22 protein-coding genes are annotated in these 25,951 nt (G+C 57.1%); 13 read left to right on the forward strand and 9 right to left on the reverse strand.

Annotated elements, in window-relative coordinates:
• Positions 1-94: 94 nt before the first annotated feature.
• On the reverse strand, positions 95-1,363 hold the full coding sequence (locus FLT43_RS19090; protein WP_087444193.1) for an esterase/lipase family protein: 1,269 nt from the start codon (positions 1,361-1,363) through the stop codon (positions 95-97).
• 223 nt (positions 1,364-1,586) lie between these two features.
• Between FLT43_RS19090 and FLT43_RS30555 the strand changes: the two genes are divergently transcribed.
• The 6 genes from FLT43_RS30555 (at position 1,587) to FLT43_RS19115 (ending at position 6,386) form a co-directional block, all read left to right on the forward strand.
• Positions 1,587-1,703, forward strand: coding sequence for a putative glycolipid-binding domain-containing protein (locus tag FLT43_RS30555; RefSeq protein ID WP_147834002.1), 117 nt, complete (start codon positions 1,587-1,589; stop codon positions 1,701-1,703).
• 303 nt (positions 1,704-2,006) lie between these two features.
• A complete protein-coding gene (locus FLT43_RS19095; RefSeq protein WP_087444082.1) occupies positions 2,007-2,681 on the forward strand; it encodes a TerC family protein in 675 nt (224 codons plus the stop codon).
• 235 nt (positions 2,682-2,916) lie between these two features.
• Positions 2,917-3,672, forward strand: a complete 756-nt coding sequence (locus tag FLT43_RS19100; RefSeq protein WP_087444081.1) for a class I SAM-dependent methyltransferase — start codon at positions 2,917-2,919, stop codon at positions 3,670-3,672.
• Positions 3,673-3,866: 194 nt separating this feature from the next.
• On the forward strand, positions 3,867-4,934 hold the full coding sequence (locus tag FLT43_RS19105; RefSeq protein ID WP_087444080.1) for a YeeE/YedE family protein: 1,068 nt from the start codon (positions 3,867-3,869) through the stop codon (positions 4,932-4,934).
• Positions 4,935-4,961: 27 nt separating this feature from the next.
• Positions 4,962-5,186, forward strand: a complete 225-nt coding sequence (locus FLT43_RS19110) for a sulfurtransferase TusA family protein (RefSeq protein WP_087444079.1) — start codon at positions 4,962-4,964, stop codon at positions 5,184-5,186.
• Between the two features lie 225 nt (positions 5,187-5,411).
• A complete protein-coding gene (locus tag FLT43_RS19115; protein WP_087444078.1) occupies positions 5,412-6,386 on the forward strand; it encodes a diaminopimelate dehydrogenase in 975 nt (324 codons plus the stop codon).
• A gap of 611 nt (positions 6,387-6,997) precedes the next feature.
• Here the strand turns inward: FLT43_RS19115 and msrA are convergent.
• From msrA to FLT43_RS19130, 3 genes are all read right to left on the reverse strand, one after another.
• A complete protein-coding gene (gene msrA / locus FLT43_RS19120) occupies positions 6,998-7,576 on the reverse strand; it encodes a peptide-methionine (S)-S-oxide reductase MsrA (RefSeq protein ID WP_174818218.1) in 579 nt (192 codons plus the stop codon).
• 147 nt (positions 7,577-7,723) lie between these two features.
• A complete protein-coding gene (gene cydB / locus FLT43_RS19125) occupies positions 7,724-8,740 on the reverse strand; it encodes a cytochrome d ubiquinol oxidase subunit II (RefSeq protein WP_087444191.1) in 1,017 nt (338 codons plus the stop codon).
• Positions 8,724-10,127, reverse strand: coding sequence for a cytochrome ubiquinol oxidase subunit I (locus FLT43_RS19130; protein WP_087444076.1), 1,404 nt, complete (start codon positions 10,125-10,127; stop codon positions 8,724-8,726). The genes cydB and FLT43_RS19130 overlap by 17 nt, the downstream gene beginning before the upstream one ends.
• A gap of 407 nt (positions 10,128-10,534) precedes the next feature.
• Between FLT43_RS19130 and pdxR the strand changes: the two genes are divergently transcribed.
• Positions 10,535-11,974 (forward strand): MocR-like pyridoxine biosynthesis transcription factor PdxR, encoded by a 1,440-nt coding sequence (pdxR, locus tag FLT43_RS19135; protein WP_087444075.1) that lies wholly within the window; start codon positions 10,535-10,537, stop codon positions 11,972-11,974.
• Between the two features lie 96 nt (positions 11,975-12,070).
• Here the strand turns inward: pdxR and FLT43_RS19140 are convergent, their stop codons facing one another.
• The 3 genes from FLT43_RS19140 to FLT43_RS19150 all read right to left on the reverse strand — a co-directional run bounded on the left by FLT43_RS19140 (position 12,071) and on the right by FLT43_RS19150 (position 15,905).
• A complete protein-coding gene (locus FLT43_RS19140) occupies positions 12,071-13,150 on the reverse strand; it encodes a M42 family metallopeptidase (protein ID WP_087444074.1) in 1,080 nt (359 codons plus the stop codon).
• 274 nt (positions 13,151-13,424) lie between these two features.
• Positions 13,425-15,146, reverse strand: coding sequence for a phospho-sugar mutase (locus tag FLT43_RS19145; RefSeq protein WP_087444073.1), 1,722 nt, complete (start codon positions 15,144-15,146; stop codon positions 13,425-13,427).
• 279 nt (positions 15,147-15,425) lie between these two features.
• Entirely contained in the window at positions 15,426-15,905 is a 480-nt protein-coding gene (locus FLT43_RS19150; RefSeq protein WP_087444072.1) for a MarR family winged helix-turn-helix transcriptional regulator, read from the reverse strand.
• Positions 15,906-16,104: 199 nt separating this feature from the next.
• Between FLT43_RS19150 and FLT43_RS19155 the strand changes: the two genes are divergently transcribed.
• The 4 genes from FLT43_RS19155 to FLT43_RS19170 are packed head-to-tail and all read left to right on the forward strand — an operon-like array spanning position 16,105 to position 20,252.
• The gene (locus tag FLT43_RS19155) at positions 16,105-17,616 is read left to right on the forward strand and encodes a spore germination protein (RefSeq protein WP_087444071.1); all 1,512 of its coding nucleotides are present in this window, start codon (positions 16,105-16,107) and stop codon (positions 17,614-17,616) included.
• A gap of 37 nt (positions 17,617-17,653) precedes the next feature.
• On the forward strand, positions 17,654-18,853 hold the full coding sequence (locus tag FLT43_RS19160; protein ID WP_087444070.1) for a Ger(x)C family spore germination protein: 1,200 nt from the start codon (positions 17,654-17,656) through the stop codon (positions 18,851-18,853).
• Positions 18,854-19,087 carry a hypothetical protein gene (locus FLT43_RS19165; protein ID WP_087444069.1) on the forward strand — a complete coding sequence of 78 codons (234 nt, stop codon included), beginning with the start codon at positions 18,854-18,856 and terminating at the stop codon, positions 19,085-19,087.
• A gap of 4 nt (positions 19,088-19,091) precedes the next feature.
• Positions 19,092-20,252, forward strand: a complete 1,161-nt coding sequence (locus FLT43_RS19170; protein WP_087444068.1) for a GerAB/ArcD/ProY family transporter — start codon at positions 19,092-19,094, stop codon at positions 20,250-20,252.
• A gap of 197 nt (positions 20,253-20,449) precedes the next feature.
• Here the strand turns inward: FLT43_RS19170 and FLT43_RS19175 are convergent, their stop codons facing one another.
• Together FLT43_RS19175 and FLT43_RS19180 are read right to left on the reverse strand one after the other, a co-directional pair.
• Positions 20,450-22,090 carry a response regulator gene (locus tag FLT43_RS19175; protein WP_087444190.1) on the reverse strand — a complete coding sequence of 547 codons (1,641 nt, stop codon included), beginning with the start codon at positions 22,088-22,090 and terminating at the stop codon, positions 20,450-20,452.
• Positions 22,071-23,930, reverse strand: a complete 1,860-nt coding sequence (locus tag FLT43_RS19180) for a sensor histidine kinase (protein WP_087444067.1) — start codon at positions 23,928-23,930, stop codon at positions 22,071-22,073. Before FLT43_RS19180 ends, FLT43_RS19175 begins: the two co-directional genes overlap by 20 nt.
• A 165-nt stretch (positions 23,931-24,095) precedes the next feature.
• On the opposite strand from FLT43_RS19180, the gene FLT43_RS19185 reads away from it, so the two are divergent.
• The gene (locus FLT43_RS19185; protein ID WP_087444066.1) at positions 24,096-24,977 is read left to right on the forward strand and encodes a carbohydrate ABC transporter permease; all 882 of its coding nucleotides are present in this window, start codon (positions 24,096-24,098) and stop codon (positions 24,975-24,977) included.
• Complete coding sequence (locus FLT43_RS19190) at positions 24,977-25,813, forward strand: carbohydrate ABC transporter permease (protein WP_087444065.1); 837 nt, start codon at positions 24,977-24,979, stop codon at positions 25,811-25,813. Before FLT43_RS19185 ends, FLT43_RS19190 begins: the two co-directional genes overlap by 1 nt.
• Positions 25,814-25,951 lie beyond the last annotated feature (138 nt).

Raw genomic sequence — 25,951 nt, forward strand, 5'->3', positions numbered from 1 at the left:
CTCCTAGCATGTAAAGTATACTTTCAAGGATAGTATATAGGCGGTGTGGAAAAATATTCAAAAAAATTACTTATTTATATGGCATATGCCGGCTTTACTGCTTCAGCCACTGATCGATCTGGCTCTGAGCTTGACCTGCCCATGATAGTTCCAAGTGATTGAGCGGCAGCGTGACATTGCCCGCGACGCGGCCAATCCCTTGCACGGCTGCCGCGCTTTGCACGAAGACGACGCCATCGCTCGGGCCCGTATGCTCGTTATGCATGTTCGGGATGTCGTTCTGATTGCCGGATAACAGATACGTTGAGATGCTGGCTGGAATGCCGGCCGCCAAGATGGCGTCTACCAACGATCCTTGCTGCATGGCGGAGTCGATCCCGTCGCCTGCGGTGAAGAAGCCTTGCCCGCCGTTGTAGGTCGTATACCAGTCCTGTTCATTGACGGGCAGCGGGTGGACATTGACCCATTTGGCCAGCATTTGCTTCTGTCCGGGGAAGAAATCGCCCGCCGCTGTTCGGTAAATGGAGAGCTCGGGGTAATTGCGCCATACGCCGTAGCACATCATGCGCGTATGAGGCGAAGGGGCGTTCATGCTGCCGCCGCATTCGGGGATAATGCCGTAATTGAATGTCCAGCCGTGCCGGAATATAAGATCCGTGCCCTTATTCGGATTGGCGATCAGAATCAGCTTGCGGATATCTCCCGCATAGGCCGTGCCGCCCGGCTTGCGAACGGACGACGCGTACATGCGGGAAGCGAATGCGCCTTTGCTCCAGCCGATGACATCAACCTTGCCCTCGCCGGTCACCTTTTTGATGATCTGAATGGCATCATGGATAAGCTCTGCGGCATAATAGTTGTCCCCGTGCTTATGTCCGAAATTAATGGCGAATACTTTATATCCTTGGCTAACCAGGAACTGCATCAGTCCCGTGTCCGGGCAGGAGGAAGCCCCGCATGTATTCGGACCGAACTCGTTCGGATTGGCCCATGCCCGATCCGCATTATCATTGGCTCCATGAACAAGAAGGACCGGGGTTGGGTTAGGATTGGTCTGATACTGCGGCGCATAGTAGAGGAGCCAACGGCTGGAGTGCGGCTGCTTCGCGCCGCCGAAGAACTGAGCACGCTGGCCGATCTGATCTCCCCGTCCATCCTCAGGATAATGTTCTGGCGCGAACATCGGATTGTTGTCTTTCCAGCGTTCCACTTTGCTCCATCCATTGGCGATCTCGGTGTACGTGTATTCCAGCATGAGCGTAGATCCTGATGCTTCACCCGCCTGTGCGGATACGGCGTTTGCCAGGATGGTGCAGAGTAACAGCGCCATGATGATCATGGCAGACATCCATCGCTTCGTCATGACATCCTCCCTTTCGTCAGCTGCATTCATGCAGCGCAGGTAATAAGCGCCTCGCGGCACATTACGGTCACGATACAGGAAGGCGGTTACAAAGGAGTTGCTCATGACGTGCTGCATAGATATGGTATAATGTGGATTCGCAGACATGGATCCATATGGCGGCTCTTGCAGAAGGCGAGCGCTGAGATGAGTGGCTCTACCGAGTTACATTGGAGGAAAAAAAGTGAAGAAGACGATGATATGGAATCGGCTTCAAGGAGATGGAATGGAGACGGCGCGGCTCGAAGTGGACGAGAACGGAATGATCCTTGCTTACGAGGATCAATGGGCAAGCCTGTAACCAACCTGGATCAAGCAGGGTATTTTTATCTTGACCCTATGTATCCTTTTGAATTAACATAGAAAATATAAAGGGGAGTAGCTGTTCAATAAAGTCGTCACTACGAGGATAACACCTCCGGCTTTGTTGGCAACGATGATTGCTGGCGAGACCTTTACCATGACGGTAAAGGTCTTTATTTATGGCCTTTACCGTGATCGGTAGAGGCTATTTTTGTTTTTAAGGGGTGTTGCCCGGGCTAGTTCATAATTGTTAGCGATTGAAGACAGGATATATATGACATTCGAGATAGGAGAGGGTACGATGGATTTCTTCACAGCAGACTTCTGGTCTGCGCTTCTGGCGATCGTCATTATCGATCTGGTGCTGGCGGGTGACAATGCGATTGTCATTGGGCTGTCGGCAAGGAATTTGCCGAAGGATCAGCAGAAAAAGGTTATTTTTTGGGGGACGTTCGGAGCGATTGCCATTCGTTCGCTGCTTACGCTTGCCGTAGTATGGTTGTTGAAAATTCCGGGTTTGCTGCTGCTCGGCGGGGCGATGCTCATCTGGATAGCGTATAAGCTGCTCGTTGAGGAGAAGAAGCATGATGTGGCTTCGGCAGCCAGCATATGGGCGGCCGTTAAGACGATCATTGTCGCAGACACCGTCATGGGTCTCGATAATGTGCTCGCCGTAGCCGGCGCGGCTCATGGCGATTTCATTCTTGTCGTGATGGGACTGCTGATTAGCGTGCCGATTGTCGTGTGGGGGAGCACGTTGATTTTGAAATGGGTGGAGCGATTCCCCATTATTATCTATATTGGATCCGGGGTGCTTGCTTGGACGGCGGCTAAAATGATCACCGATGAGCCGTTAGTGAAGGGCTTTTTCACGGGAAATCCGGTGCTGAAGTGGGGACTCGTCATTGCCATCATTGCCGGCGTGCTAGTCATGGGCAGAATGAAGAAGCAGAAGCAAGTGAATCCAGCCGCTTAATAATAACAAGGCCGCTTCCTTCACCCAGGTATGCCAGAATAGAGAGAATCAGTACATTTCTTAGCGGAGCACCTCAGGGTGCTTTTTTATTATACGCAGTCCTCTCTGCCTAGGTGAACATTGCTCATTGATGTACTATAATAGATATGAAAATAATGGAACCTGATTTCACTGAATGGAACAAACTGAAGAGTTGATTGAAGTGACTTTAATTTGCCGAGGGAGAGTGAATGGAATGGACGGTAAAGAGCGATTTTCAAGCCGAGTTGGCGCCTATGTGAAATATCGGCCCAGTTATCCGGCGGAAGCGATTTCGTATTTATATGATACGGTTGGTTTCCGTCCGGAAGACGAGATTGCCGATATTGGGGCGGGAACGGGGATCTTTTCGAAGCTGCTGCTCGCACGCGGGAGCCGTGTCATTGCCGTTGAGCCGAACCAAGCGATGCGGGAAGCGGCCGTAGAAGAGCTTGGCCATCATGCTCATTATCGCGCGGTATCCGGCGCTGCGGAAGCGACGGGGCTGCCAGATAGCTCCGTCAATCATATCGTCTGTGCGCAATCGTTCCATTGGTTCGATCGCGGCGCCGCGCGGCTGGAATTTCGCCGCATCTTGAAGCCGGGCGGCAAGGCTGTGCTGATCTGGAACTCGCGCTTGCTGGAGGGGACCCCGTTTCTGGAGGAATACGAGCAGTTGCTGCTTGCGTATGGTACGGACTATGAGAAGGTAAGGCATAAAAATATTTACGAGGAAGCCCTTGCCGCCTTCTTCCAGCCTGGGGAAATCCGGGCGGCCCGCTTCTCGATACGGCAGCTGCTCAATCTAGAAGAGCTGGGCGGACGGCTGCAGTCCTCTTCCTATGCGCCACAGGCAGGCCAGCCGAATTATGTACCGATGATGGCTGAATTGGAAAATATATTTGAGCGGAACCAACAGAACGGGGTCGTGTCCTTTGATTACGAGACCGAAGTATTTTGGGGAGAAGTGTAAGGCAAAGTGCAGGCATAAGAGCAAGCCGCATCGCATATCTTTTGCTAATGACAGAGAGGGGAAAGCCCCTCTCTTTTTTACGGCCTGGTTCATGCTGTATATTGACACATCCGAAAGATGTGATAAAATCAGTATCACTTATAAATCACATTGATTTGCTTGGTTTAAGTCTGGGAGGAGGCGTCATTGGACTGATGTTGATTACGGGGTTGCTATGCGGGGCGCTGCTTGGGTTCGTCATGCAGCGTGGACGATTTTGTCTGACCGGCGGTTTCCGGGATATGTACCTGACGAAGGACAACCGGATGTTCTACGCGCTGCTCATTGCCATCACGGTGCAGAGCATTGGGGTATTTGCGCTTATTCAACTGGGCTTGGTCGAGTTTTCAGCCGGTTCGTTCCATTGGCTGGCGACGGTGGTCGGCTCGTTTTTGTTCGGCATCGGGATTATATTGGCCGGGGGCTGTGCCACCGGGACGTGGTATCGGGCCGGAGAGGGCCTGATAGGAAGCTGGATCGCCCTGTTCGGGTATATGGCGATGAGTGCCATTATGAAGTCGGGCGCGCTGCTGCCTATCAACGATAGCCTCAAAGCATACAATGCGCCGACGAACTCCATTCCGGACACATTGGGTCTGTCGGTGTGGCCTTTCATCCTCATCCTGGCGCTGCTTACGCTATGGCTGGTCATCAGACAGCTGCGCAAGCCTGCCGCGGCCATTCCGTCCCTGCCAGCGAAGCGTACAGGGCTTAACCATATGTTGTTCGAGAAGCGATGGCATCCCTTCGTTACGGCGGTGCTCGTCGGCCTGATTGCGATTCTGGCCTGGCCGCTTAGCGAAGCGACGGGAAGAATGTCCGGGCTCGGCATTACGACGCCATCTGCGAACGTGCTCCAGTACTTGGTGACGGGAGACAGCGAGAAATATGTGAACTGGGGCGTATTCCTGGTGCTTGGCATATTGGCAGGCTCCTTCCTCGCCGCGAAGGGGAGCCGCGAATTCCGCTTCCGGGCGCCTGACGCCAAGACGGCGTTATCCAGCTTCGGCGGCGGCCTGCTGATGGGGTTCGGAGCAAGCTGGGCCGGAGGATGCTCGATCGGCAACGGTCTGGTCATGACCGCCATGATGACTTGGCAAGGCTGGATTTCGCTTCTCTTTATCCTATTAGGAACGTGGACCGGATCTTACTTCGTCTATGTTCGCCCGCGTGCGAAGGCACGCAAAAATCAAGCTGTATCTTATCAGACAACAACGGCGTAAGCCGATAGCGCAAGGAGGAATAATGATATGGGAAAAAAACTGTCTGTACTTGGCATGGTATGCCCGTTTCCTTTGATTGAGGCCAAAGAAGCGATCGAGACGATAGACAGCGGCGATGAGCTGGTTATCGAATTCGATTGTACCCAGGCAACTGAGAGCATTCCGCGCTGGGCTTCCGAGGCGGGCCACCGCGTCACCCAGTTCGAGCAAATCGATGATGCATCTTGGACGATTACCGTACAGAAGAAATAAAGTGCATATCATTTTGATGAAGGAAATGCTCCAGCGGCATTTCCTTTTTTGTCGCGTTCCGGGCGGCGGCATGGCTTCTAGGACGATGGGCAAAATGAAAGAAGTCGAGCGCAGCGTACGCAGAGAGTGCACATGAAGTGCAACATGTTCTCCGAAAAATCTATGTCGATTATCATTTGTCCATATTATACTTATGTTAGAAAAGTTGAAGGAGATGAACATACGATGTCAGCTATACGTATCGGTATTGTAGGTTACGGCAACCTTGGAAGAGGAGTCGAGAAGTCGATTCAGCAGAATCCGGACATGGAGCTTGTCGCTGTGTTTACCCGCAGAGATCCGGGCTCGGTGCAAGCGAGCGTTCCGGTTGTATCGTTGCAAGAAGTGGAATCCTATACAGATAAAGTCGATGTCATGATTTTGTGCGGCGGCTCGGCTACGGATCTGCCGGAGCAGGGTCCTGAATTGGCACGCCTGTTCCATACAGTGGACAGCTTCGACACGCATGCTCGCATTCCGGAGTACTTCGAAGCGGTTAATGGTGTGGCACAAGCGTCGGGACATGTGTCCGTCATATCCACGGGATGGGATCCGGGCTTGTTCTCCCTGAACCGCCTGCTGTTCGAAGCGGCCCTGCCGCAAGGCGCGGAATATACCTTCTGGGGACGCGGCGTCAGCCAAGGCCACTCGGATGCGATTCGCCGCGTGGAAGGCGTCAAAAACGGCGTGCAGTACACCATTCCTTCCGAGGAAGCGGTAGCTGCTGTCCGCAGCGGGGAACAGCCGCAGCTATCGACTCGCGATAAGCATCTGCGTGAGTGCTTCATCGTGGCTGAGGAGGGTGCGGACAAGGCCCGCATCGAAGCGGAAATCAAAAACATGCCGAACTACTTCTCTGACTATGAAACGATTGTGAACTTCATCAGTGAAGAGGAATTGAAGGCCAATCACTCGGCAATGCCTCACGGCGGCTATGTGCTGCGCAGCGGCGTGACCGGCGAAGGCACGACGCAAGTGATGGAATTCAGCTTGAAGCTGGGCAGCAATCCGGAGTTCACGGCGAGTGTGCTCGTCGCCTACGCACGGGCGGCACACAAGCTGGCGGTACGCGGAGAAGCCGGCGCACGCACCGTATTCGACATTCCATTCGGCCTCCTGTCGCCGAAATCGCCTGAACAGCTCCGCAAGGAAATGCTGTAAGATCGACCGACATTTTCGATAGACATCAACGCAAGCCCTCGCTGGCTTGCGTTTTTTGTCGTATTCCCATGATGTCCCCTTTCAAGCCCTTATGTTCAATATCCCATCGGTTCAGGGCGTTAGTCCGCCTCATGTCCCTTACTCCTCTATGCTATGGAAGTAAGACGCTCTGCTCCATATCCCCTTGTACCTTGTGCAATTGATGAACCGCCTTGCTGCATATCGCCGTGATCCCTTGTGCAGCTGTTGCAGGCCGTTGCAGTCCGCTTCGGGCCCTGCTGGAGGCCAATGCGGGCCCTGCAGAGGCCGCTTCGGGCTGCTTCGGCTCGTCTTCTCTGAGCGGATGGGATAACGGCCAAAAGGAGCTGGATACCTTATTGAACGGGGCGCGGAAAAGGACTCTGCTTGCCTTACGGAGCGGGATAACAGGAGCTTACCTGACAGAATGGGATAGCGATAAAAGAGGCTAGTCTGCCTGACAGATGGGAGTAGCGATAAAAGAGGCTTGTCTGCCTGACAGAATGGGATAGCGTTCATAAGGCGGCAAAAAGAAAGACGCCCTTCTCCTGCCAGAAAAAAATAGCGGAAAAAGGCGCCTCGCACGATGCCGATTACTGATCCCAATGCTTCTTCAGAAAGTTGTCACGGCCGGATTGGGCCCGGTCAGCCGCGTAATGCTCAGGCTCTTTGCGGTAATAGTCCTGATGGAAGTCCTCAGCCGGATAGAACGAGCCGGCATCGAGAATGGGCGTGACGATAGGCCGGTCGAACCGCCCGCTCGCCGCCAGCTCCGCGCGGGAAGCTTCAGCCAGACGGCGCTGCTCTTCGTTATGAACGAAGATGGCGGTCGTATAGGATTCGCCGCGGTCCTGGAACTGTCCGCCCTCATCGGTCGGGTCGATCTGCGCCCAATACAGCTCGAGCAATTGGCTGTACGGGATAATAGCCGGATCGAATGTGATCTGGACGGCCTCGAGATGTCCGGTCGTCTGGGACTTGACCTGCTCGTAGGTCGGATGCGGAACATGGCCGCCGGTATAGCCGGACAGGACGGCATGCACGCCATCCCATTGATCGAAGGGCTTCACCATGCACCAGAAGCAGCCGCCGGCGAAGGTGGCCAACTGGGTCCCGTCCTGCCGCGGCGTATCGTGTTGGGAAGCAGAGGCATCTGCAGCGTATGTTGACATGTCGTTTCCCCTTTTTTACAGAATGGTAGATGGTTGAGATGAGCGCTTGACGGCGCAAGCGCCGCCCCCATCCCGCGTCTTCTGTTCACAGTGTAACCTGAAGCGGACCGGCTGCCAAGAGGGGACGAGGGAGCGGCAGACTCTCCGTCAATACTCCAGATGCTCCTTGTCGTCGATCCGCTTGCGGAATACATAATAGCTCCAGATCTGATACCCCAATACGAATGGAAGAATCGTCAGGGAGACATAGGTCATCACTTTCAGCGAATAGGCGCCGGAAGCTGCATTGAATATCGTCAGATGAAAATCGGGGCTGATCGAGCTGACCATCACCCGCGGGAACAAGCCAATGAACACGCTGGTCATGGACAAAATGATGACCGCCCCCGTCATGACGAACGCCCAGCCGTCCCGCTGCCGCTTGATGAACCGGCCTGCCATGACGAGCGCCGCCCCGGCCAGAAGCGGCAGGGCGATCCATTGAGGTCCATGCACGGTATAAATGTCGGTGCTGAAGCAGGTCATGACGGCGAACAAGAGCAAGAAGGCCGCGATGGCAGGCCCCAGGTCGCGCGCCGTCTTCCGGGCCCGGTCCCGCAGCTCGCCGGTAGTCCGCAGCGTAATGAAGACGAGGCCGTGCAGAATGCACAGCAGGACGGTGGCCGCCCCGCCGGTGAGCGCATAGCCGTTCAGCAGGTCGAAGAAGCTGCCAAGCATTTCCTTGCCGCTGTCGATCGGAACGCCGCGAATCAGGTTGGCGAATACGACGCCGAGTAAGAAGGGCGGGAGCAGGCTGCCGATGAAAATCGCGGCGTCCCATGCTTTTTTCCATGCGCCATGGTCCATCTTGCCCCGGAATTCAAAGGCGACGCCGCGGGCGATCAGTGCGAGCAGCAGCACGACGAACGGGATGTAGAAGCCGCTGAATAACGTGGCGTACCATTCCGGGAAAGCGGCGAACATGGCGCCTCCGGCCGTAATCAGCCATACTTCATTCGCATCCCAGTACGGGCCGATCGTGTTGATAAGGATGCGGCGCTCCTGGTCAGTCCGGCCGAGGAACCGGGCCGTGATGCCGACGCCGAAGTCGAAGCCTTCCAGGAAGAAAAAACCGACAAACAGCACGGCCACGAGAATAAACCAAAATTCATTTAGCGATAGCATGTGCATCCTCCTTGCCGAACGGATCGTAGGTGCGGGACAGTTCGTCCGGCTTCTGATCCCCGTCCTTGCGAATAACCTTCACGAACAGACACGCGTCGATAATTGCCAGAACCGCATACATGGTGGTAAAGGCAATCAGCGAAAAGAGAAGCTCGCCCGCGGTCACGGTAGGCGAGATCGCGTCTTCGGTGCGCATGACGCCGAAGACGACCCACGGCTGGCGTCCCATCTCCGCCATGAGCCATCCGGTTGAATTGGCCAGGAATGGGAAGGCGATCGCGCCGACCATCAGCTTCAAGAACCAGGGCCGCTGCTCCAGCTTACGTCTACGGGCCAGCACCCAGCCGTAGATGGCGATCAGACACATCAAGCCGCCGGCGAAGACCATCGTGCGGAAGCTCCAGAAGGTCATTTTGACCGAAGGAATGTAATTCCCGGGCCCGTATTTTTCCTCGTATTGCGCTTGGATCTGGTTCATCCCTTCCACGCTGCCGCTCAGCTTGTTGTGCGCTAGAATGCTCAGCATGTAAGGGACTTGCAGTCTGAATGATGTTGCTTGCTCCTCCGTATCGATGCGGGCGAACAGCGTGAACGGCGCCGGATCCTCGCTGGTGTCCCATAAGGCTTCGGCGGCGGCCATCTTCATCGGCTGCGACTTGATTAGATGCTGGGCTTGCTCATGGCCGATGAAGGCAACGATCAGGGCGGAGATCAGGGCCACCGTAATCGAGACGCGGAACGATAGCCGGAACATCTCGGGATTGTGCCGCTTCAGCAGCTTCCATGCGCTGACGCCAGCCATGAAGAACGCGCCGGTAGCGAGGGCGGCGAATAACGTATGCGGAAATTGCAGCCATAGCTGCGGATTGCGGATGATCGCCCAGAAATCGCTCATCTCCGCTCTTCCGTTCTGGAATACGTAACCGACCGGGGCGTGCATGAAGGAGTTGGCCGTCAATATCCAGAAGGCCGACAGCATCGTGCCGATCGAGACGAGCCAGATGCATGCCAGATGGACGCGCTTCGACAAGCGATCCCAGCCGAACACCCATAAGCCGATGAACGTAGACTCCATAAAAAAGGCGAGCAAGCCCTCGATCGCCAGCGAAGGGCCGAACACGTCGCCGACGAAGCGGGAATAATTCGACCAGTTCATCCCGAACTGGAACTCTTGCAAGATGCCGGTGACGACACCGACCGCAAAATTGATAAGAAATAATTTGCTCCAAAACTGGGCGGATCGCTTATAAATGTCCTTGCCTGTCCTGACGTAGAACGTCTCCAATACGGCGATTAAGAATGCCAGGCCAATCGTCATCGGGACGAAAATGTAGTGGAATAGCGTCGTCGATGCAAATTGGATCCGTGCGAGAATGACCTGATCCATAACGGCCTCCTTTAGCTGAATATGTTCTGGTTGATAGATGGCCTGCGAGCGCCTGCGTTTTGTGAATGAGTTCACGTAAAAGACGGCACTCGTTGCGCTGCCTGTACGCGGCGTAGCGCGCGTTCAGGAAACGGTGCCTATCATTTGCGGCGCGTGGCCTGGACGTTAGCTGTACGACCACACCGAAGGCAGGCGCCAGCCAGCGATTGCTTATGCCTGATCATAGTCCAGACGGTGCCGTGTGTCGCCATCCACTTTTACAGAGCGGAGTCATCCATGTTCAACACACTGCCACATAGTTGACAACGTTTCGATGAAATCGGCCTGCACCGGAGAAATAGACAAGATGCTATACTTATGATGTGTGATAAAAATCACATACAAAGCACAACAAGAGGTGGATCGCGATGTGGCAACCGGATCGTTCCAGCAAGCAGCCTTTATATCAGCAGATTGCCGCATATATAGAACGTAGAATAAGTTATGGGGAATTCCCGCCGGGAAGCCTGCTCCCCTCGGAGCGTAAGTTCGCCGGGCAAATCAGCGTCAACCGGAGCACTGTCGTGCAAGCCTACGAGGAATTGCGCGCTTCCGGCATGATCGAAAGCATGGTCGGGAGCGGAACGCGGGTAAGCAAATCGCGATGGGGCGCCGCAACGAAGCATATGCCGGATTGGCTTCAATATGTGGATGACGGCGCAGCCATGCAGCCGCCCGAATCTTGCTTGCGGCTAATCCGTCAAGCGCTGGATTCGGGACGTCCGCCCATCGACTTCGCCAGCGGCGAGCTGTCCCCGGATTTATCGCCCAATGAGGCCATCCGGCTGCTGCTGAGCGAGCATGCCCTGCATGAAGATCTGGGCTATGACCATCCGCAAGGCTATGTGCCGCTGCGGCAGGCGCTGTCCTCGTATTTGAAGCAGTACCGCGGCATTCGGGCCACGGAATCCTCGATCCTGGTCACTTCGGGATCGCATCAGTCGCTCTACTTGATTACGAAGCGTCTGTTAAGCCCGGGCGATGCCGTGGCCATCGAAGACCCGTCTTATTACTATTCGCTCCCGATGTTCCATACGGCAGGCCTGCGATTGTTCCGCCTGCCCGTTGATGAGAAGGGCGTCTGTCCCGAAGGGATCCTGTCGCTGCACCGGGAGCATCAGATACGGATGATATTTGTGAACCCGAATTTTCATAATCCAACCGGCCGCGTACTTGATCCGGCGCGCCGGGAACGGCTGCTCGAGATTTGCGGGCATCTGGGGATACCCATCGTCGAGGACGATCCGTTCAGCTTGACCTCGTTCACGGGCAACCCGCCGCCTTCACTCAAAGCAAACGATGCCGGCAGCACCGTGCTGTATATCGGAACGCTCTCCAAAATCGTCGCTTCGGGCTTGCGCATCGGCTGGATGGCCGCTCCCCAATCCGTGGTGAGCCGGCTGACGGACGAGAAGCAGCAGATGGACTTCGGCCTGAGCGTGCTGCCGCAGCGCATTGCGGCGGAATTGCTGGCCTCGCCCCATTTTGAAGGGCATTTGCTTCGGCTGCGGCAGGAGCTGGCTCATAAGCGGAATCTGCTGCTTGACGCCCTGCAGCACGAGCTGCCCGGCGTGATGTCCTACACGCTGCCGCAAGGCGGCCTGCACCTGTGGTGCAAGATGAGACGGCCCGTCGACGATGAGAGACTGCTGGAGGAGAGCATACGGCGGGGAGTCGTCTTCGTTCCGGGGAGCGTGTACGGATCGGAGCCGGGGTATGTCCGGTTCACGTTCGCGCGTCCGCAGCCCGGCGAGATCGGCCGCGGCATAGCGTTATTCGCGGAAGCGCTCCGGGCCGCAGGAGGATAAATGAGATAAGCTTATGATTTCATGCGAGAATCAACAAAAAGAGCGTGCTCGTCCGGCCGGGCCGGGAGCACGCTCTTCTATATTGTCGACCAAACGCTAGGAGCGTTCGACAATTGTGTTATAGGTGGTGCGGTCAGTATGCTTCACGAGCTGGACAAGCAGTTCCTTCGCCGCATCGATATCGTCGGTGTGAACGATCGAAGCCGGCGTATGGATATAGCGTCCGCACACGCCGATGACGGTCGCCGGCACGCCTTTGCCGCTCAGGTGAACCTGTCCGGCATCGGTGCCGCCCGGAGACACGAAATACTGGTACGGAATGCGGTGAGTATCCGCGATATCCTGTACGAATTCAAGCAGGCCGCGATGCGTAATCATCGTCGGGTCATAGATGCGGAGCAGCGCGCCCTTGCCAAGCTGCCCGAAGGAGTTCGGGTCGCCGGTCATATCGTTGGCGGCGCTGCAGTCGAGCGCATAGAAAATATCCGGCTGAATGAGATTCGCCGCGGTGCGCGCGCCGCGAAGGCCAACCTCTTCCTGCACGGTCGCTCCACAATACAGCACGTTCGGCAGGGCGAATTGCTCGCGGTGCAGCTCCTTCATCAGCTCGATCGCCAGCCCGACCCCGTAGCGGTTATCCCACGCCTTGGCCATAATTTTCTTCGGATTGAGCAGCGGCGTGAACGGACAGACCGGCACGATCTGGAGTCCCGGACGGATGCCCGCCTTCTCGGCTTCCTCGCGGCTGTCTGCGCCCACGTCGATATACATATGCTTCACGTCGACCGGCTTGTTGGCCGTCGCTTCATCCAACAGATGCTTCGGAATCGATCCGACGACGCCAGGGATTGGCCCGTTCGGCGTAATGACCTCCACTTGCTGGGCGAGCACGACTTGTCCCCACCATCCGCCGAGCGGCTGGAACTTGATCATGCCGTTCGCCGTAATCTGGGTCGTAATGAAGCCAACCTCATCCAGGTGGCCGGCCACCATGACGCGCGGACCTTGCTCGTCCCCGCGCATGACCCCGAAGACGCTGCCGAGGGCATCGTGTACAAATTCATCCGTATATTTGGACAATTCTTGCTTCACCAGGGCGCGAAGCTCCCGTTCAAAGCCGGGGGCAGACGGGAATTCGGTCAAGGTACGGAATAAGTCTAATGTTTCTTGCTGCATGATTACGAGCTCCTTCCTTCCAGGTCTGACTAGCAGCCTGCATCGATTTCGGTGGATTCTGCCTATTCCTCAGTATGGACGGGTTGGCGTTCCGTTGCAACCTCGATCTTCAAAAAAAGCCGCCTCCCGCATCGGAACGGAAGGCAGCTGCCTTATAGGGCAAGCGCACTCAGGGAGATGACGTCCCAACGTGCAGAGGCGTTTGCTTGATTGAAGTCGTGAACGGGCCCGCCCGAAGCGATGCCGGGTGCAGCTGCGGCCGGGTAAGCCGCTATTAGGCTTGCTTCGATGCGATGAAGGCGTCGATTCGCGCCATCACGTCTTGGCGAAGCGCCGCCAGGCGCTGCTCGGCATCGGCAGCCGACGTGCCCTGCACCGCGAAGTACATCTTAATCTTCGGCTCCGTCCCGGAAGGACGCAGGCAGAACCAGCTGCCGTCCTCCAGATGGAACTTGAGCACGTTCTCCTGCGGCAGGCCATACAGGCCTTCGGCATAGTCTTCCGCGCGGGCCACGGCGGTTCCGCCCGCAGAGGATGGCGCCGCTGCCCGCCATTCGTCCATGATGCCGCCGATAATGGCCACGCCCTCGACTCCCTTGAGCGTGCGCGTCTCCAGCGCCTCCAAATAGTAGCCGTGCTGCTCGTACAGGCCTTGCAGCACTTCGTACAAGGTCTTGCCCTGCGCCTTATAGTAGGCGCCAGCCTCGCAGATCAGCATTGCGGCGATGACGGCGTCTTTGTCGCGCGCGTAATTGCCTGCGAGATAGCCGTAGCTCTCTTCATACCCGAACAGGAAGGTATGCGCCCCGGTCCGGTCGAATTCGGTCATTTTCTCACCGATATATTTGAATCCGGTCAGCGTATTGAAGACCGTCATGCCGTATGATTCGGCAATGGCTGCCCCCAGCTCGCTCGTCACGATCGTCTTGATGACTGCTCCGTTGGCCGGCAGGGCGCCTTGCGCCTTCATGGCGTCCAGCAAATAGTGGACCATCAGCGCGCCGGACTGGTTGCCGGTCAGGACGACGTACTCCCCCTGCGCGTTCTTCACGACCGCACCCATTCGATCCGCATCCGGGTCCGTTCCCATAATGATATCCGCATCCCATTCCTGCGCCTGCGCGATCGCGATCGAGAAAGCGTCGCGTTCCTCCGGGTTCGGCGACTTGACCGTGGAGAAATTCGGATCCGGCAGCTCCTGCTCCGGGACGACGCGCACTTGCTGGAAGCCGAGGCGATCCAGCACGGCGCGCACGGGCTTGTTGCCCGTTCCGTGCAGCGGGGTGTACAGCACGCGGAATTGATCGCTCGTCTGGCGAATCGTCTCCGGATTCCGGCTGACGGCGGTGACGGCCGATATGTAGGCATCGTCCATAGCCGAGTCGAGCCAGACGATCAGCCCTGCCGCTTCCGCTTCCGCCCGATCCGCCTTGCGGATGCCGGCGAAGCTGTGAATGCCGCGAATCTCGGTGATGACGCGGCCTGCCGTATCTTTCGTAATTTGTCCGCCGTCGCTGCCATAGACTTTGTAGCCGTTGTATTCCGGCGGGTTATGGCTGGCGGTAATGACGATGCCGGCACTCGCTTGCAGATGGCGCACGGCGAAGGAGAGCTCCGGCGTCGGACGCAGCTCCGGGAAGATGTAGGCCTTGATCCCGTTGCCGGCGAGGACGAGGGCGGCTTCGAGCGCGAACTCCGGGGAGAAATGGCGGGAATCATACGCGATTGCCACCGACGGAGAAGGGGAAGCACCCTTCAAATATTGGGCCAGCCCCTGAGTCGCTTTGCCGACCGTATATACGTTCATCCGGTTGCTGCCGGCGCCGATCACGCCGCGCAGACCCCCGGTTCCGAATTCCAGTTCTTTGTAGAAGCGATCGGTAATTTCCTGTTCATTGCCCGCAAGTCCGGCGAGCTCCTCCTTCGTCGCCGCATCGATCGACGCGTCGTTCAGCCAAGCTTCATACCGCTCTTGGGCCATCGTGTTCATAGTCATTGCGTTCATATCCTCCTTCAATACCCTATATTTGTTGAAGACAATGATTATCGAGATAAGGATGTATCTGGTTGATGCGGCAGCCGCACGGCGGTGAAGATACCGGCATGCATCAATCTGGGATGCCGCATTGATCTATTGTACTGGATTCAACCGCGTTCTGCATGTGAAAAAAAAGGGGACAACCCAAAAAGCCGGCCCGGCGCACAGGCAAGCCGCTGCGGAGCGCATCCGGTTCAAATCCCTGCAAGTAAAGCAGCCCCCGGATCGGTCCGAGGGCTAATGATTCGTATTCACTTGGGCGATATGCCGGCCCAGCTTCTTCAACAGCGAGGTCAACTGCTCCTGCTCCTCCGCAGGGAGCACCTCCATGAGCTGGTGCAGCGCCTGAGCGTGCTTGGGGAAAATATCCTGCATCAAGGAGGCTCCCTGCTCCGTCAGCTCGGCATAAATGACGCGTCGATCCTGCGCGCACGGGCACCGCTTCAAATAGCCCTTCTTCTCCAGCTTATCGACCACATAGGTCATCGTGCCGCTGGCGAGCAGCACTCTGCCTCCAATCTGCTGAATCGGGGTAGGCCCTTTATGATGAAGGAGCTCCAGAACCGCAAATTCGGAAGGGTTCAGTTGATACCGCTTCATGTCCTGCTGCGCGAAATCCATCAGCGACTTCGACGCCCGCGACAGGACGACGAATAATTTCAAGGACCGATCGACACTCGCCGCTTCGCTTCCTCCGAGACTATCCTTTTCGCTCATTTCGAATCGCTCCTTTCCTCCAACATGAACGTCATTCTTCCCTATAGTAACAGATTCACATCGATAACGATAATGTCCGTTAATATCTTGAAATCGAGATGAATATATCACGCCGAACCACGCATGTCAACGCATAAAACGGCCAAGCCCTCCACAATCTAACGGGTAAGGAAAGATTGTCCGGTTAGGGGGAACCGCCTTGGAACAGCTGACAGGACGCGCCAAGAAGGTCCAATGGTCCGATGAAGGCACGGAAAATATTCAAATATTGAAGCAACTGTTCGAACGTTGTTCGGACGTCGTCTTTTCACCAATCGCGTTCCAGAACGGGGAGGAAGCCACGCTCGTGTACATCGACGGGCTGATCGACGATAAGAGCCTCGATGAGCATGTCGTCCAGCCGCTCGTCACCAGATACCGGGAGCCAGAAGGACGGCCTCGGCCTCCCCGGGCGAGCGACGTTATCGATACCCTCTTCACCTCGAAGGCGGAAGTCATCGAATCGATGGATGAAGCGCTGGAGCTGCTGCTGAACGCCTATACGCTGCTTATTACGCATCACACCTCGTTCGTCATCGCGATCGAGGCGATGCAGTGGGACAAGCGGGAGATTCAGGAGCCGGAAGCGGAAGCGGTCGTGCGGGGGCCGCGCGAAGGATTCGTGGAAAATATGCAGACGAACACGTCGCTGCTTCGCCTTCGCATCCGTACGCCGAGCCTGAAGATGGAGACCCTGAAGAAGGGGCAGATGACGAAGACCGCGATCACGTTCGCCTATATCGAGGGCGTCACGAACGAGCCGCTGATCGAAGAGGTGAGGCGGCGCTTGGACAGCATCTCCCTCAACAGTGTGCTCGACAGCGGCTATGTCGAGCAGAGCATTGAAGACAATCCGTACTCTCCGTTCCCGCAGGCGGTCACCACCGAGCGGCCGGATGTAGCCGCCTCGCATCTGCTGGAGGGCCGGGTCGTGATCCTGGTTCAAGGCTCCCCGGTCGTGCTCATCGTGCCGGCCTTGTTCGACTCCTTCGTGCAATCGGCCGAGGACTTCTACGAACGGGCCATATTCGGGACAGCACTCCGCCTATTGCGTTATGTCTCCTTGTTCGTCGCTTTGCTCGGACCGTCCTTGTACGTATCCATTATTACCTTTCACCAGGAGATGATTCCGACCAATCTGCTGCTGACGATGGCCAAGGCCCGTGCGCATGTGCCTTTTCCCGCCTTGTTCGAGGCGCTGTTAATGGAAGTCATGTTCGAGGCGCTGCGCGAAGCCGGAGCGCGCCTGCCGAAGCAGATTGGTTCGGCGGTCAGCATTGTCGGCGCGCTTGTCATCGGACAAGCGGCAATCTCGGCGGGTCTCGTGTCGGCGCCGATGGTCATGGTGGTGGCCATTACGGGCATCGCTTCCTTCCTCGTTCCGCATTATACGATGGGTATCGCCATTCGCCTGCTCCGCTTCCCGATCATGCTGCTGTCGGGCTTCCTTGGCCTGCTCGGCCTCATGATGGGCGTCATTCTGCTGATGACGCATTTATTGACGCTCAAGTCGTTCGGGACGCCTTACTTGACGGGATTCTCCCCGATCCGCTTGCGGCAGCTGAAGGACACCTTGCTGCGGCTTCCGGTATGGGTGGAGGATCTGCCAATGGAACGCGCCGCGTCCAGACAGCAGCCGAACCGCAGGGAAGAAGGCGATCCGCACCCTTGAATCGAGATTCTCATGAGCTGCAGAAAGGAGGCATGTCATGCCGAAGAAGATGCCTAACCTTCCGCGAGCCGTCCGCCATGTCTTCCTTGGCGCGATGGTCGGCTTGATGGGAGCGCTGCTCGCCGGCTGCTGGGATCGGACCGAGATTGAAGATTTGACGATCATTTTATCAGCGGCCTTCGACAAGACCGAGCAGGGCGGTGTTCAAGTTAGCCTGGAAGTTTTTGTACCCAAGAGCGGCGGAGAGGTTCAAGAATCTTCCGGTACCGCCGGCGAGAAGGGAGGGGATACGACGCACTTCTCCGCGAGCGGAGCGACCATCGGCGAGGCGCTGTACAATCTTCAGAACAACGTCCCCCGCTATATTTTCTGGGGGCATGCGGAGATTTATTTCATCAGTCAGGATTTGGCCAGAGAAGGGCTGCTTGAGCATATCGACTTCCTGCTCCGCTTCCAATCGCCGCGGCTGCATGCCTTCGTCTTCCTGACGGAAGGGAAGGCGAGCAATTATTTGCGGTTCAAGACGATGCTTCATGAGAACGTAGCCGCGATGTTCAAGGATTTGGCCCGATCGCGGACCGCGCTGGGCGTCTCGATGCTGGAGGCGGCGCAGCGGCTGTACGGAGAATCCAAGGCGACCTACGCGCCGCTTGTGGCCTGGACGGACAATCAACTGGGCGGCGAAGTTCCTTCTGTCGTAGGTATGGGAATTATTTCCAAGGATCGTTATGTCGGCAGACTGTCCGAGAAAGAGACCGAGGGCCTACTGTGGCTTCGGGGAGAAAATAAGCGCCTCTACGTCTCTTATTGCGATGCGCCCAAAGAATGCTTGTCTCTCCGGGTAAGGCGCAATCTGGTAGATACGACGCCGCACTGGGACGGGAAGAAGCTAACGATGCGGATTCGCATTCGCGCGAACGCGGACGTCGTTCAGAACAATTCTCACTTCGACATTACGGACATGCTGCAGAATGAGAAGGCGGAAAAAGAGCTGGAGAAGCAGGTTATCAAGACGGTCCAGCATTCTGTTCGCACGACGCAGGAGAAGTGGCACACCGATATATTTGATTTTGCCGAGAAGGTCCACCGCAAATATCCGAAGGAATGGAATGCCTTCATGCAAAAGGAGTGGCGCCGCATTTACAGCGAGATGGTGCTGGACACGAGTGTATCGGTGAATATTGCCCGCTCGGGCAGCGCGACGAGCCCAATGAAGAAAAAGGTGGGGGAAGACTGAATGGGAATGATGTTTTTTTCAGGAATCAGCCTGATCATTTTGTTGATGATGGCGTTCGAATGGCTGCGGCGCAAGCACACCGGCAAGCGGGAGCAGAAGGCTTTCTTGGTCTTGACCGCGTTCGCATGGGGATGCGGGCTTACGATTTCCTTCGTTTCCAAGCAGAATCTGCCGCGGCGGATTACCGACTGGATCTATTTGCCAATGTTGTTATGGATGAAGGGGGAAGGATGAGGGGATGGAACGGGGACGGATTACATGGCCGCAATTAAGCATGCTGTTGTATTTGATGGTCGGGGCGACTTCGGTGCTGGCACTGCCTACCATCTCCGCGCAGTTCGCGAAGCACGATATGTGGCTCTCTCCGATCGTCGGCTCGGTGACGGGGTTCTTCACCTTGGCCGTCGTGCTGAAGCTGCATTCGTATTATCCGGAACTGACGCTAGTCCAGCAAGCCGAGCTTCTGCTCGGGCGGTGGCTTGGCGGAGCGGCCAACGTCGTCGTCCTGCTTTTCATCTGGCACGGCACCGGCCTGATTACGCGCGAATATGGGGAATTCATCGTTGGTTCTGTCTTGATCCGCACTCCCCAGCCGGTCGTTGTCTTCTGCTTCATCTTTATTTGCGCGGTGGCGATTCGGGGCGGCATCGAGGTCATCGGCCGGTTCTCCATGTTGATCGCGCCTGTGTTCCTCGGATTTATCGTCGTCATCCCTCTCATGCTGATTCCTAACCTGGATGTGATGCAGACGTTCCCCGTGCTGGAGCATGGGTGGGGGCCGGTCTGGAAAGGCTCGATCCTGCCGCTGACCTGGTTCATGGAGTTCGCGCTGGCCGGTCTGATCCTTCCCTTCGTCAAGGGAAGCCGGAGCAAGTGGAAATGGGGCATGTCGGCCGTGGCGCTCATGCTGTTCACGATGGTCGTCACGAATTTGACCTGTCTCTGGTTTTTCGGGACGCTGAGCTCCATGTTCACCTTCCCTATCTTTGCGGCTTCCCGTTATATCAGCTTGGGCGATTTTTTCGAGCATATGGAAGCCATCATTATGGTGCTGTGGGTGCTGAGCGGCTTCGTGCAGGTCATTACGTGGTACTATATCCTGGTCATCGGCACCGCGCAATGGCTTAAGCTGGAAGACTACCGTCCGATTGTGTTCCCGATCGGCCTGCTCATGGTCATCATGACCTTTTGGATTACCGATAATATCCAGGACATGATCGACTTGTTCATGACGACCGAGCCCCTCTTCTCAGCCATGGTGCAGGTTGTCTATCCTGTGCTGCTGCTCGGTCTGGCCTGGTTGAGGCAGAAGGGGAAGTCCAAGGACAAGGGGCGGAGCGGCGGGAACGGGCCAGAGACGAAGCACGGGGCCGCGGCGGCAGGGGCCAAAGGCCGGTGAAGCTTCTTTGCTTGTGAGCCCGCAGCCAATGTGAGTCAGGCGGGCGAATCCGCGCCCTCCCTAGCCAGTGTCCGGCGCAGAGCCGGAATCCTAAGGAGGGGCTGCCGGCCGAATCGTTCCCGTGCAGTGCCCGGATAAGCCAACAAGACCCTGAATTCTCTGCCCGATGGGGCAGATTCAGGGTCTTGTTCTATTTGTTACGCTCCGCCATGCTGCTTGCGGTACAGGTTGGGCGAGACGCCCTCCATCTTTTTGAACACTTTGCTGAAATATTTCTCGTCCTGATAGCCGACCATCTCGCCGACCTGAGCGATGCGGAGATGGGGATTCAGCAGCAGCCGCTTCGCCTTCTCGATGCGGATGCCTGTCCAGTAGTCGGACAGATTAATGCCGAATTGCTGTTTGAACTTGCGGGAAATGTATTCGCGGCTGACATAGAACCGCTGGGCCATATCCTGCAGCGACAGCTCCTCGTTATAATGCTGCTCCACATAGCGGGCGATATCGAAAATAATGTGCTGCTCCCGGCCCTGCTGGGCGGACAGGGCATCGGACAGGCGCTGCAGCGCCTCCAGCCAGTGCCGCTCCCATTCTTCCCAGGTCAGGCTGTCCCGATCCGACAGCTGACGGAGCGGATCCTCCGCCTCCAGTTCCCCGAGCAGGCCGGAGGCCGCCGCGCTGTCCGGGGCGGCTTCCTGCACGAGGCGGGTGCGAAGCGCCTCCCATTCCTTCAGGCACTGCCCCCGCATCGCCGGCGTCAGCACGCCGCGGCTGCGCAGCGGCTCGCTCCAGCGCCGGACGGCGGCCGCGAGCTGATCGGCCTGGCCGCTATGCGCCGCCAAGGCCCAATCGTCCGCCGCGGCGGTCAAGCGGACGGGCGCAGCCGGGGCTTCCCCCGGCTCCGTTCCGCCCCGGAACGGATGCACCTCGATGCCGGCCTCCATCAGATTGCGCCGCGCCAGGGCTTCCTTGGCCTGCGCGTAGGCCGCGTTCAGGCCGGCGGGGAAGGGCTGGCTGCCGCTTGTCCCGAAGTGCAGCTTCCGCTGCACCGTCTGCGCCAAGCCGGCATTGATGCCCTGGAGCACACCCTCCAGCTCGGCGGCGTCTTCCCATAGGACGATCGCCAACTCGCTTCCGGTGCTCCAGTAGCGGAACGCCGCGCCCCGCATGCGCCCGGGCGGGTTCAAAAAATCAGCGGCGATGTTGACCAGCGTGTAGAACAGCAGCTGGACATCATCACCGAATTTGCCGCGGAATTCGCGGCTTCCCGCAGGCACGCAGGCGATCGCGAGCCGAATGCGGGAGATGCCGGCCGGGAGGCCGAATTCCGATGCCAGCCGGCGGACGTTGGCTTCATACACCGCCGGATCGTCGAGCAGGCTCGACCAGAGCTTCTCCGAGACGAGCGGCTTGTACTCGTTCACCTGCATGCGCTGCATATGGCTCGCCTGCCGCTCTGCCTCCTCATGCCGCCACGCCTCCACGGCCTTGGCAACCGCTTCATTGATTGCCTCCGGATCGATCGGCTTCAGGATATAGTCGATGCCGCCATGCTTCAACGTATGGCGCACGAGCGTGAAGTCGTCGTGGCCGCTGATGGCAATGACCTTGCAGGCGGGCGCATGGCGGGTGATCCATTCCATCACCCCGGTTCCGTCGAGCCGGGGCATCATCATGTCCGTCATGACAATCTGGGGCTTGCAGGCGGCCAGCAGCTCGATTGCCTGCTGGCCGTCCTGCGCTTCGTGGATCGCCGTGATCCCGTGATCCTCCCAGTTCACCAGCAGCCGGATTGCCTCGCGGACATGCTTCTCATCGTCAATGATTAACGCTTCCATTCGAGTCTAGCTCCCCCTTGATGAGTATCGTGATGCGGGTGCCATGCGGATCGACGGCCCCAATCCGCAGCTTCGCCTGCCCGTTGCTGAACAACTGGAGCCGCGTCAGCACATTGACGAGCCCGATGCCCGACGAGGTCTCGTCGGCTGCGGCGCCGCGCCACAGATCGTGGCTCGTGCGGATGCCGAGCCGCTCCGGATGAACCTCCTCCAGCCGTTCATTCAGCTCGATGCGCCGCTGCAGCGGCATGCCGCGGCCGTTGTCCTCGACGGTAATCTCGATCATTCCCGTCTCTTCGCCATCGGCCGGCCGATTGATAATCCGGCTGGCAATCCGCAGCCAGCCGCCGGAGCGTTCCTGCTCCAGCCCGTGCTTGAAATAATTCTCGATCAGCGGCTGGAGCGTCATCTTCGGCACGGACAGATCCAGCGTGGCCGGATCGAGGTCGAAGCGCGCGTCGAAGGCGTTCTCGAACCGCTGCGCCTGCAGCTGCAGGTAGGCCTTGGCATGGTCGATCTCCTCCCGCAGCGTCACCGTGCTCTCGTCCGTATACATGCTGTAGCGCATCATGCGGGCGAGCGCCGTGACGAGCTTATAAATCTGAGGCGCCTTGTGCTGCAGCGCCAGCGTGCCGATCGATTGCAGCGCATTGTTCATGAAATGCGGATTGATCTGGGCTTGCAGGGCTTTCAACTGATTCGTCTTGTTCGCGATCTCCAGCTGATACTCGCGCACGATGAGATTGTTGAGCCTGTCCATCATATTGCGGAAACGCTTGGACACGACGCCGATCTCGTCATTGCCGGCAGGCTGGATGTCGACGTTCAGATTGCCGGTCTGCACCTGGCTAATATAGCGGACCAGTTGGCGGATTGGCCGGGTAATCCGGAACGATACGATAATTGTCGCGATAATGATGACGACGAGCGAGAGCGCGATCAGCAGCATGTTGACCACGGCGGCCCGGTTCGCTTCCTCCAGCAGCACATGCTTGGGAATGATTTTGATAAGCGTCATATTGACCAGCGGCGTCTCGACCCGCTCATGAACGAGGAGGGAGCCGTTCGCTTCGATGCTGCCGCTTGGCGACGCCAGGAACGGGGCAAGATCGTGTCCAGTCTCCTGGAACGGGCGCCCGATCGCCTCTCGATCCCCCGAGTAGAAAATGACGCCCTCGTCATCGACCAGATAGAACTGCTCCTTGTCCCGGACATAGAGCTGATCTGCAATCCGAGACAGCGCTTCCAATTTGACGTCAATGGACAGATAGCCCAGCCGCTCGCTGGATGGCATGCGGTAGATGGGACGGTGGAGCGTGAATACTTGAATGCTCGGGAAATAATAAGGCGACGCGTTGAAGCCGTACATTCCGCTCAGATGGGTCGGCTGCATGCTGATGCCATCCTGCGCATAGCGCCGGACGTTCTCGTCGAGCGCAACGTCATGCATGCGCCGCGGCAGGCTTTGGATGACGAGCGTAGCCCGCTGCTGCTTGCTCCGGTATAAATAAACCTGCCAGATGTCGCCCATCGCGGCGGCGATATTTTGCAAGGAGACATAGGTATTCGCTTCTGCGGTGTAATCGTCATAGCCCAATTCGAGCTGCCGGAAAAATTCATGATCCGTATAGACCGCTAATGAGGTCCGGTTCAAATTGTCCAGCAGGTTGCCGAGATTGGTCTTCCCTTGGAACATAAGCTGACGGTTCTCTTCGATGGCCCGCCGCTTCAATGAGTCGGTCGTATAGCTGTAAGACACGACCATTGTCGCGACCGTCGGCACGATCGTCGCAATCAGCATGAAGAGAATAAGCTTGGTGCGGATGCTGTTCCAACGCATAGATGTTCAACTCCTCCGGTCACAGTGTACCCGTTCCGCAGGGAGCGGTCAATATATTGCACCTTTTCGTTCATCAGCAGCGGTGGCAACCGCTTACATCGGGCGTCATACTAGAGGTATTCCTGAACACGAATGAAATTCATAACATGAAAAGGGGAGAGGCGAATGTCGCGCAAAACATGGTCTCAAGTCGGACAACAGCTTTTTTTCATCGGCCCGGCGGCATTCTTTTTTACGATTATCGTTGTCTTTCCGTTCCTGCTCGGCATGTACTATTCTTTCACCGATTGGAATGGAGTGTCGGGGTCGGTAACCTGGGTAGGACTCGATAATTTCAGACAAATCTTCGCGAATGGCTCGGATTTCTTCCCGGCCTTCTGGTTCACGCTGCGGTTCACGGTGGCAGGCATCGTATTGACGAACCTGATTGGCTTCCTGTTCGCTTACGTGCTGACGAAGCCGCTCAAGTTGCGCAATGCGCTGCGCACCGTCTTCTTCATGCCGAACGTCATCGGCGGCCTGCTGCTTGGCTTCATTTGGCAGTTCATCTTCGTCAAGGGCTTCGCCGCAATCGGCGAGCTGACGGGCATCGGCTTCTTCAATCTGCCGTGGCTCGGCGACGAGACGACGGCGTTCTGGGGCATTATTATCGTCTTCGTCTGGCAGACGGCCGGTTACTTGATGGTTATCTATATCGCGGCGATGACGAACATTCCGAAGGATGTGCTCGAAGCGGCCGAGATTGACGGCGCTTCCCGCGGGCAGGTGCTGCGCCACGTCATCGTGCCGCTCGTCATGCCGGCGGTGACGGTCTGCTTGTTCCTGGCCATTTCCTGGTCGTTCAAAATGTTCGACCTGAACCTGTCGCTCACGAAGGGCGGCCCGTTTAAATCGACGGAATCGGTTGCGCTGAACATTTATTTGGAGGCGTTCCAAAATAACCGCTACGGTCTCGGTACGGCCAAAGCGCTCTTGTTCTTCGTTATCGTCGCCGTCATTACCCTGATTCAGGTGAAAATCACCAAGAGCAAGGAGGTGGAGAGCTGATGGAATCCGCGCGCAAATACGGCGGCCGTCTGCTCCTGACCGAAGGACTGATGGTGCTGGCCGGACTCGTCTTTCTCGTTCCGTTCTATTTTTTGCTTGTCAATTCCGTCAAATCGTTCGGCGATCTGTTGAGCAATGCCGCAAGCTGGCCTGTCTCCTTCGAATGGGAGAACTATCGCAAGGCGTGGGAGATGACGCAATTCCCGCAGGCGTTCAGCAATTCGCTGCTTGTGACAGTCGCCGGCATTCTGCTTATCGGTCTTTTCAGCGCCATGGCCGCTTACCGGATGGTGCGGCATAATTCCCGGTTCAACCGGTTCCTGTTCATGGTGTTCGTCGCGGCGATGGTCATTCCGTTCCAATCCATCATGATCCCGCTCGTCAAGGTGACGGGAACCTTGCATCTCATGGACAGCATCTGGGGATTGCTCATCTGTTATCTCGGCTTCGGGGCGCCGCTCTCGATCTTCCTGTTCCACGGCTTCGTCAAGTCGGTACCGGCAGAAATTGAAGAGGCGGCGGTCGTCGATGGCTGTTCCCCGTATGCGGTCTTCTGGCGGATCGTGCTGCCGCTGCTGAAGCCGATGTTCGTGACGGTGGCGATTTTGAACAGCTTGTGGATCTGGAACGACTACCTGCTTCCGTCCCTTATGCTGCAGAGCGCGGAGCTGCGCACCATTCCGCTGGCGACCTATGCGTTCTTCGGGCAATATACGAAGCAGTGGGATTTGGCGCTGCCGGCGCTCGTGCTGGGCATCACGCCGATCGTCGTCTTCTTCCTGGCGATGCAGCGCTATATTATCGAAGGGATTACGGCCGGATCGGTTAAAGGGTAAACGGTATGCCTCAATTGGTACGTCATTACCCATCGGCCGCAGGCTGGAAGCATCCCTGATCTTCGATGGTCAATGAATTGCACCTGTTCGGTCAATTCTCTCGGTGTAACCGCTTGCATGATAGGCCTTATACTGAAG

Origin of the sequence: Paenibacillus thiaminolyticus (assembly GCF_007066085.1) — a bacterium.
Lineage (GTDB): Bacteria > Bacillota > Bacilli > Paenibacillales > Paenibacillaceae > Paenibacillus_B > Paenibacillus_B thiaminolyticus.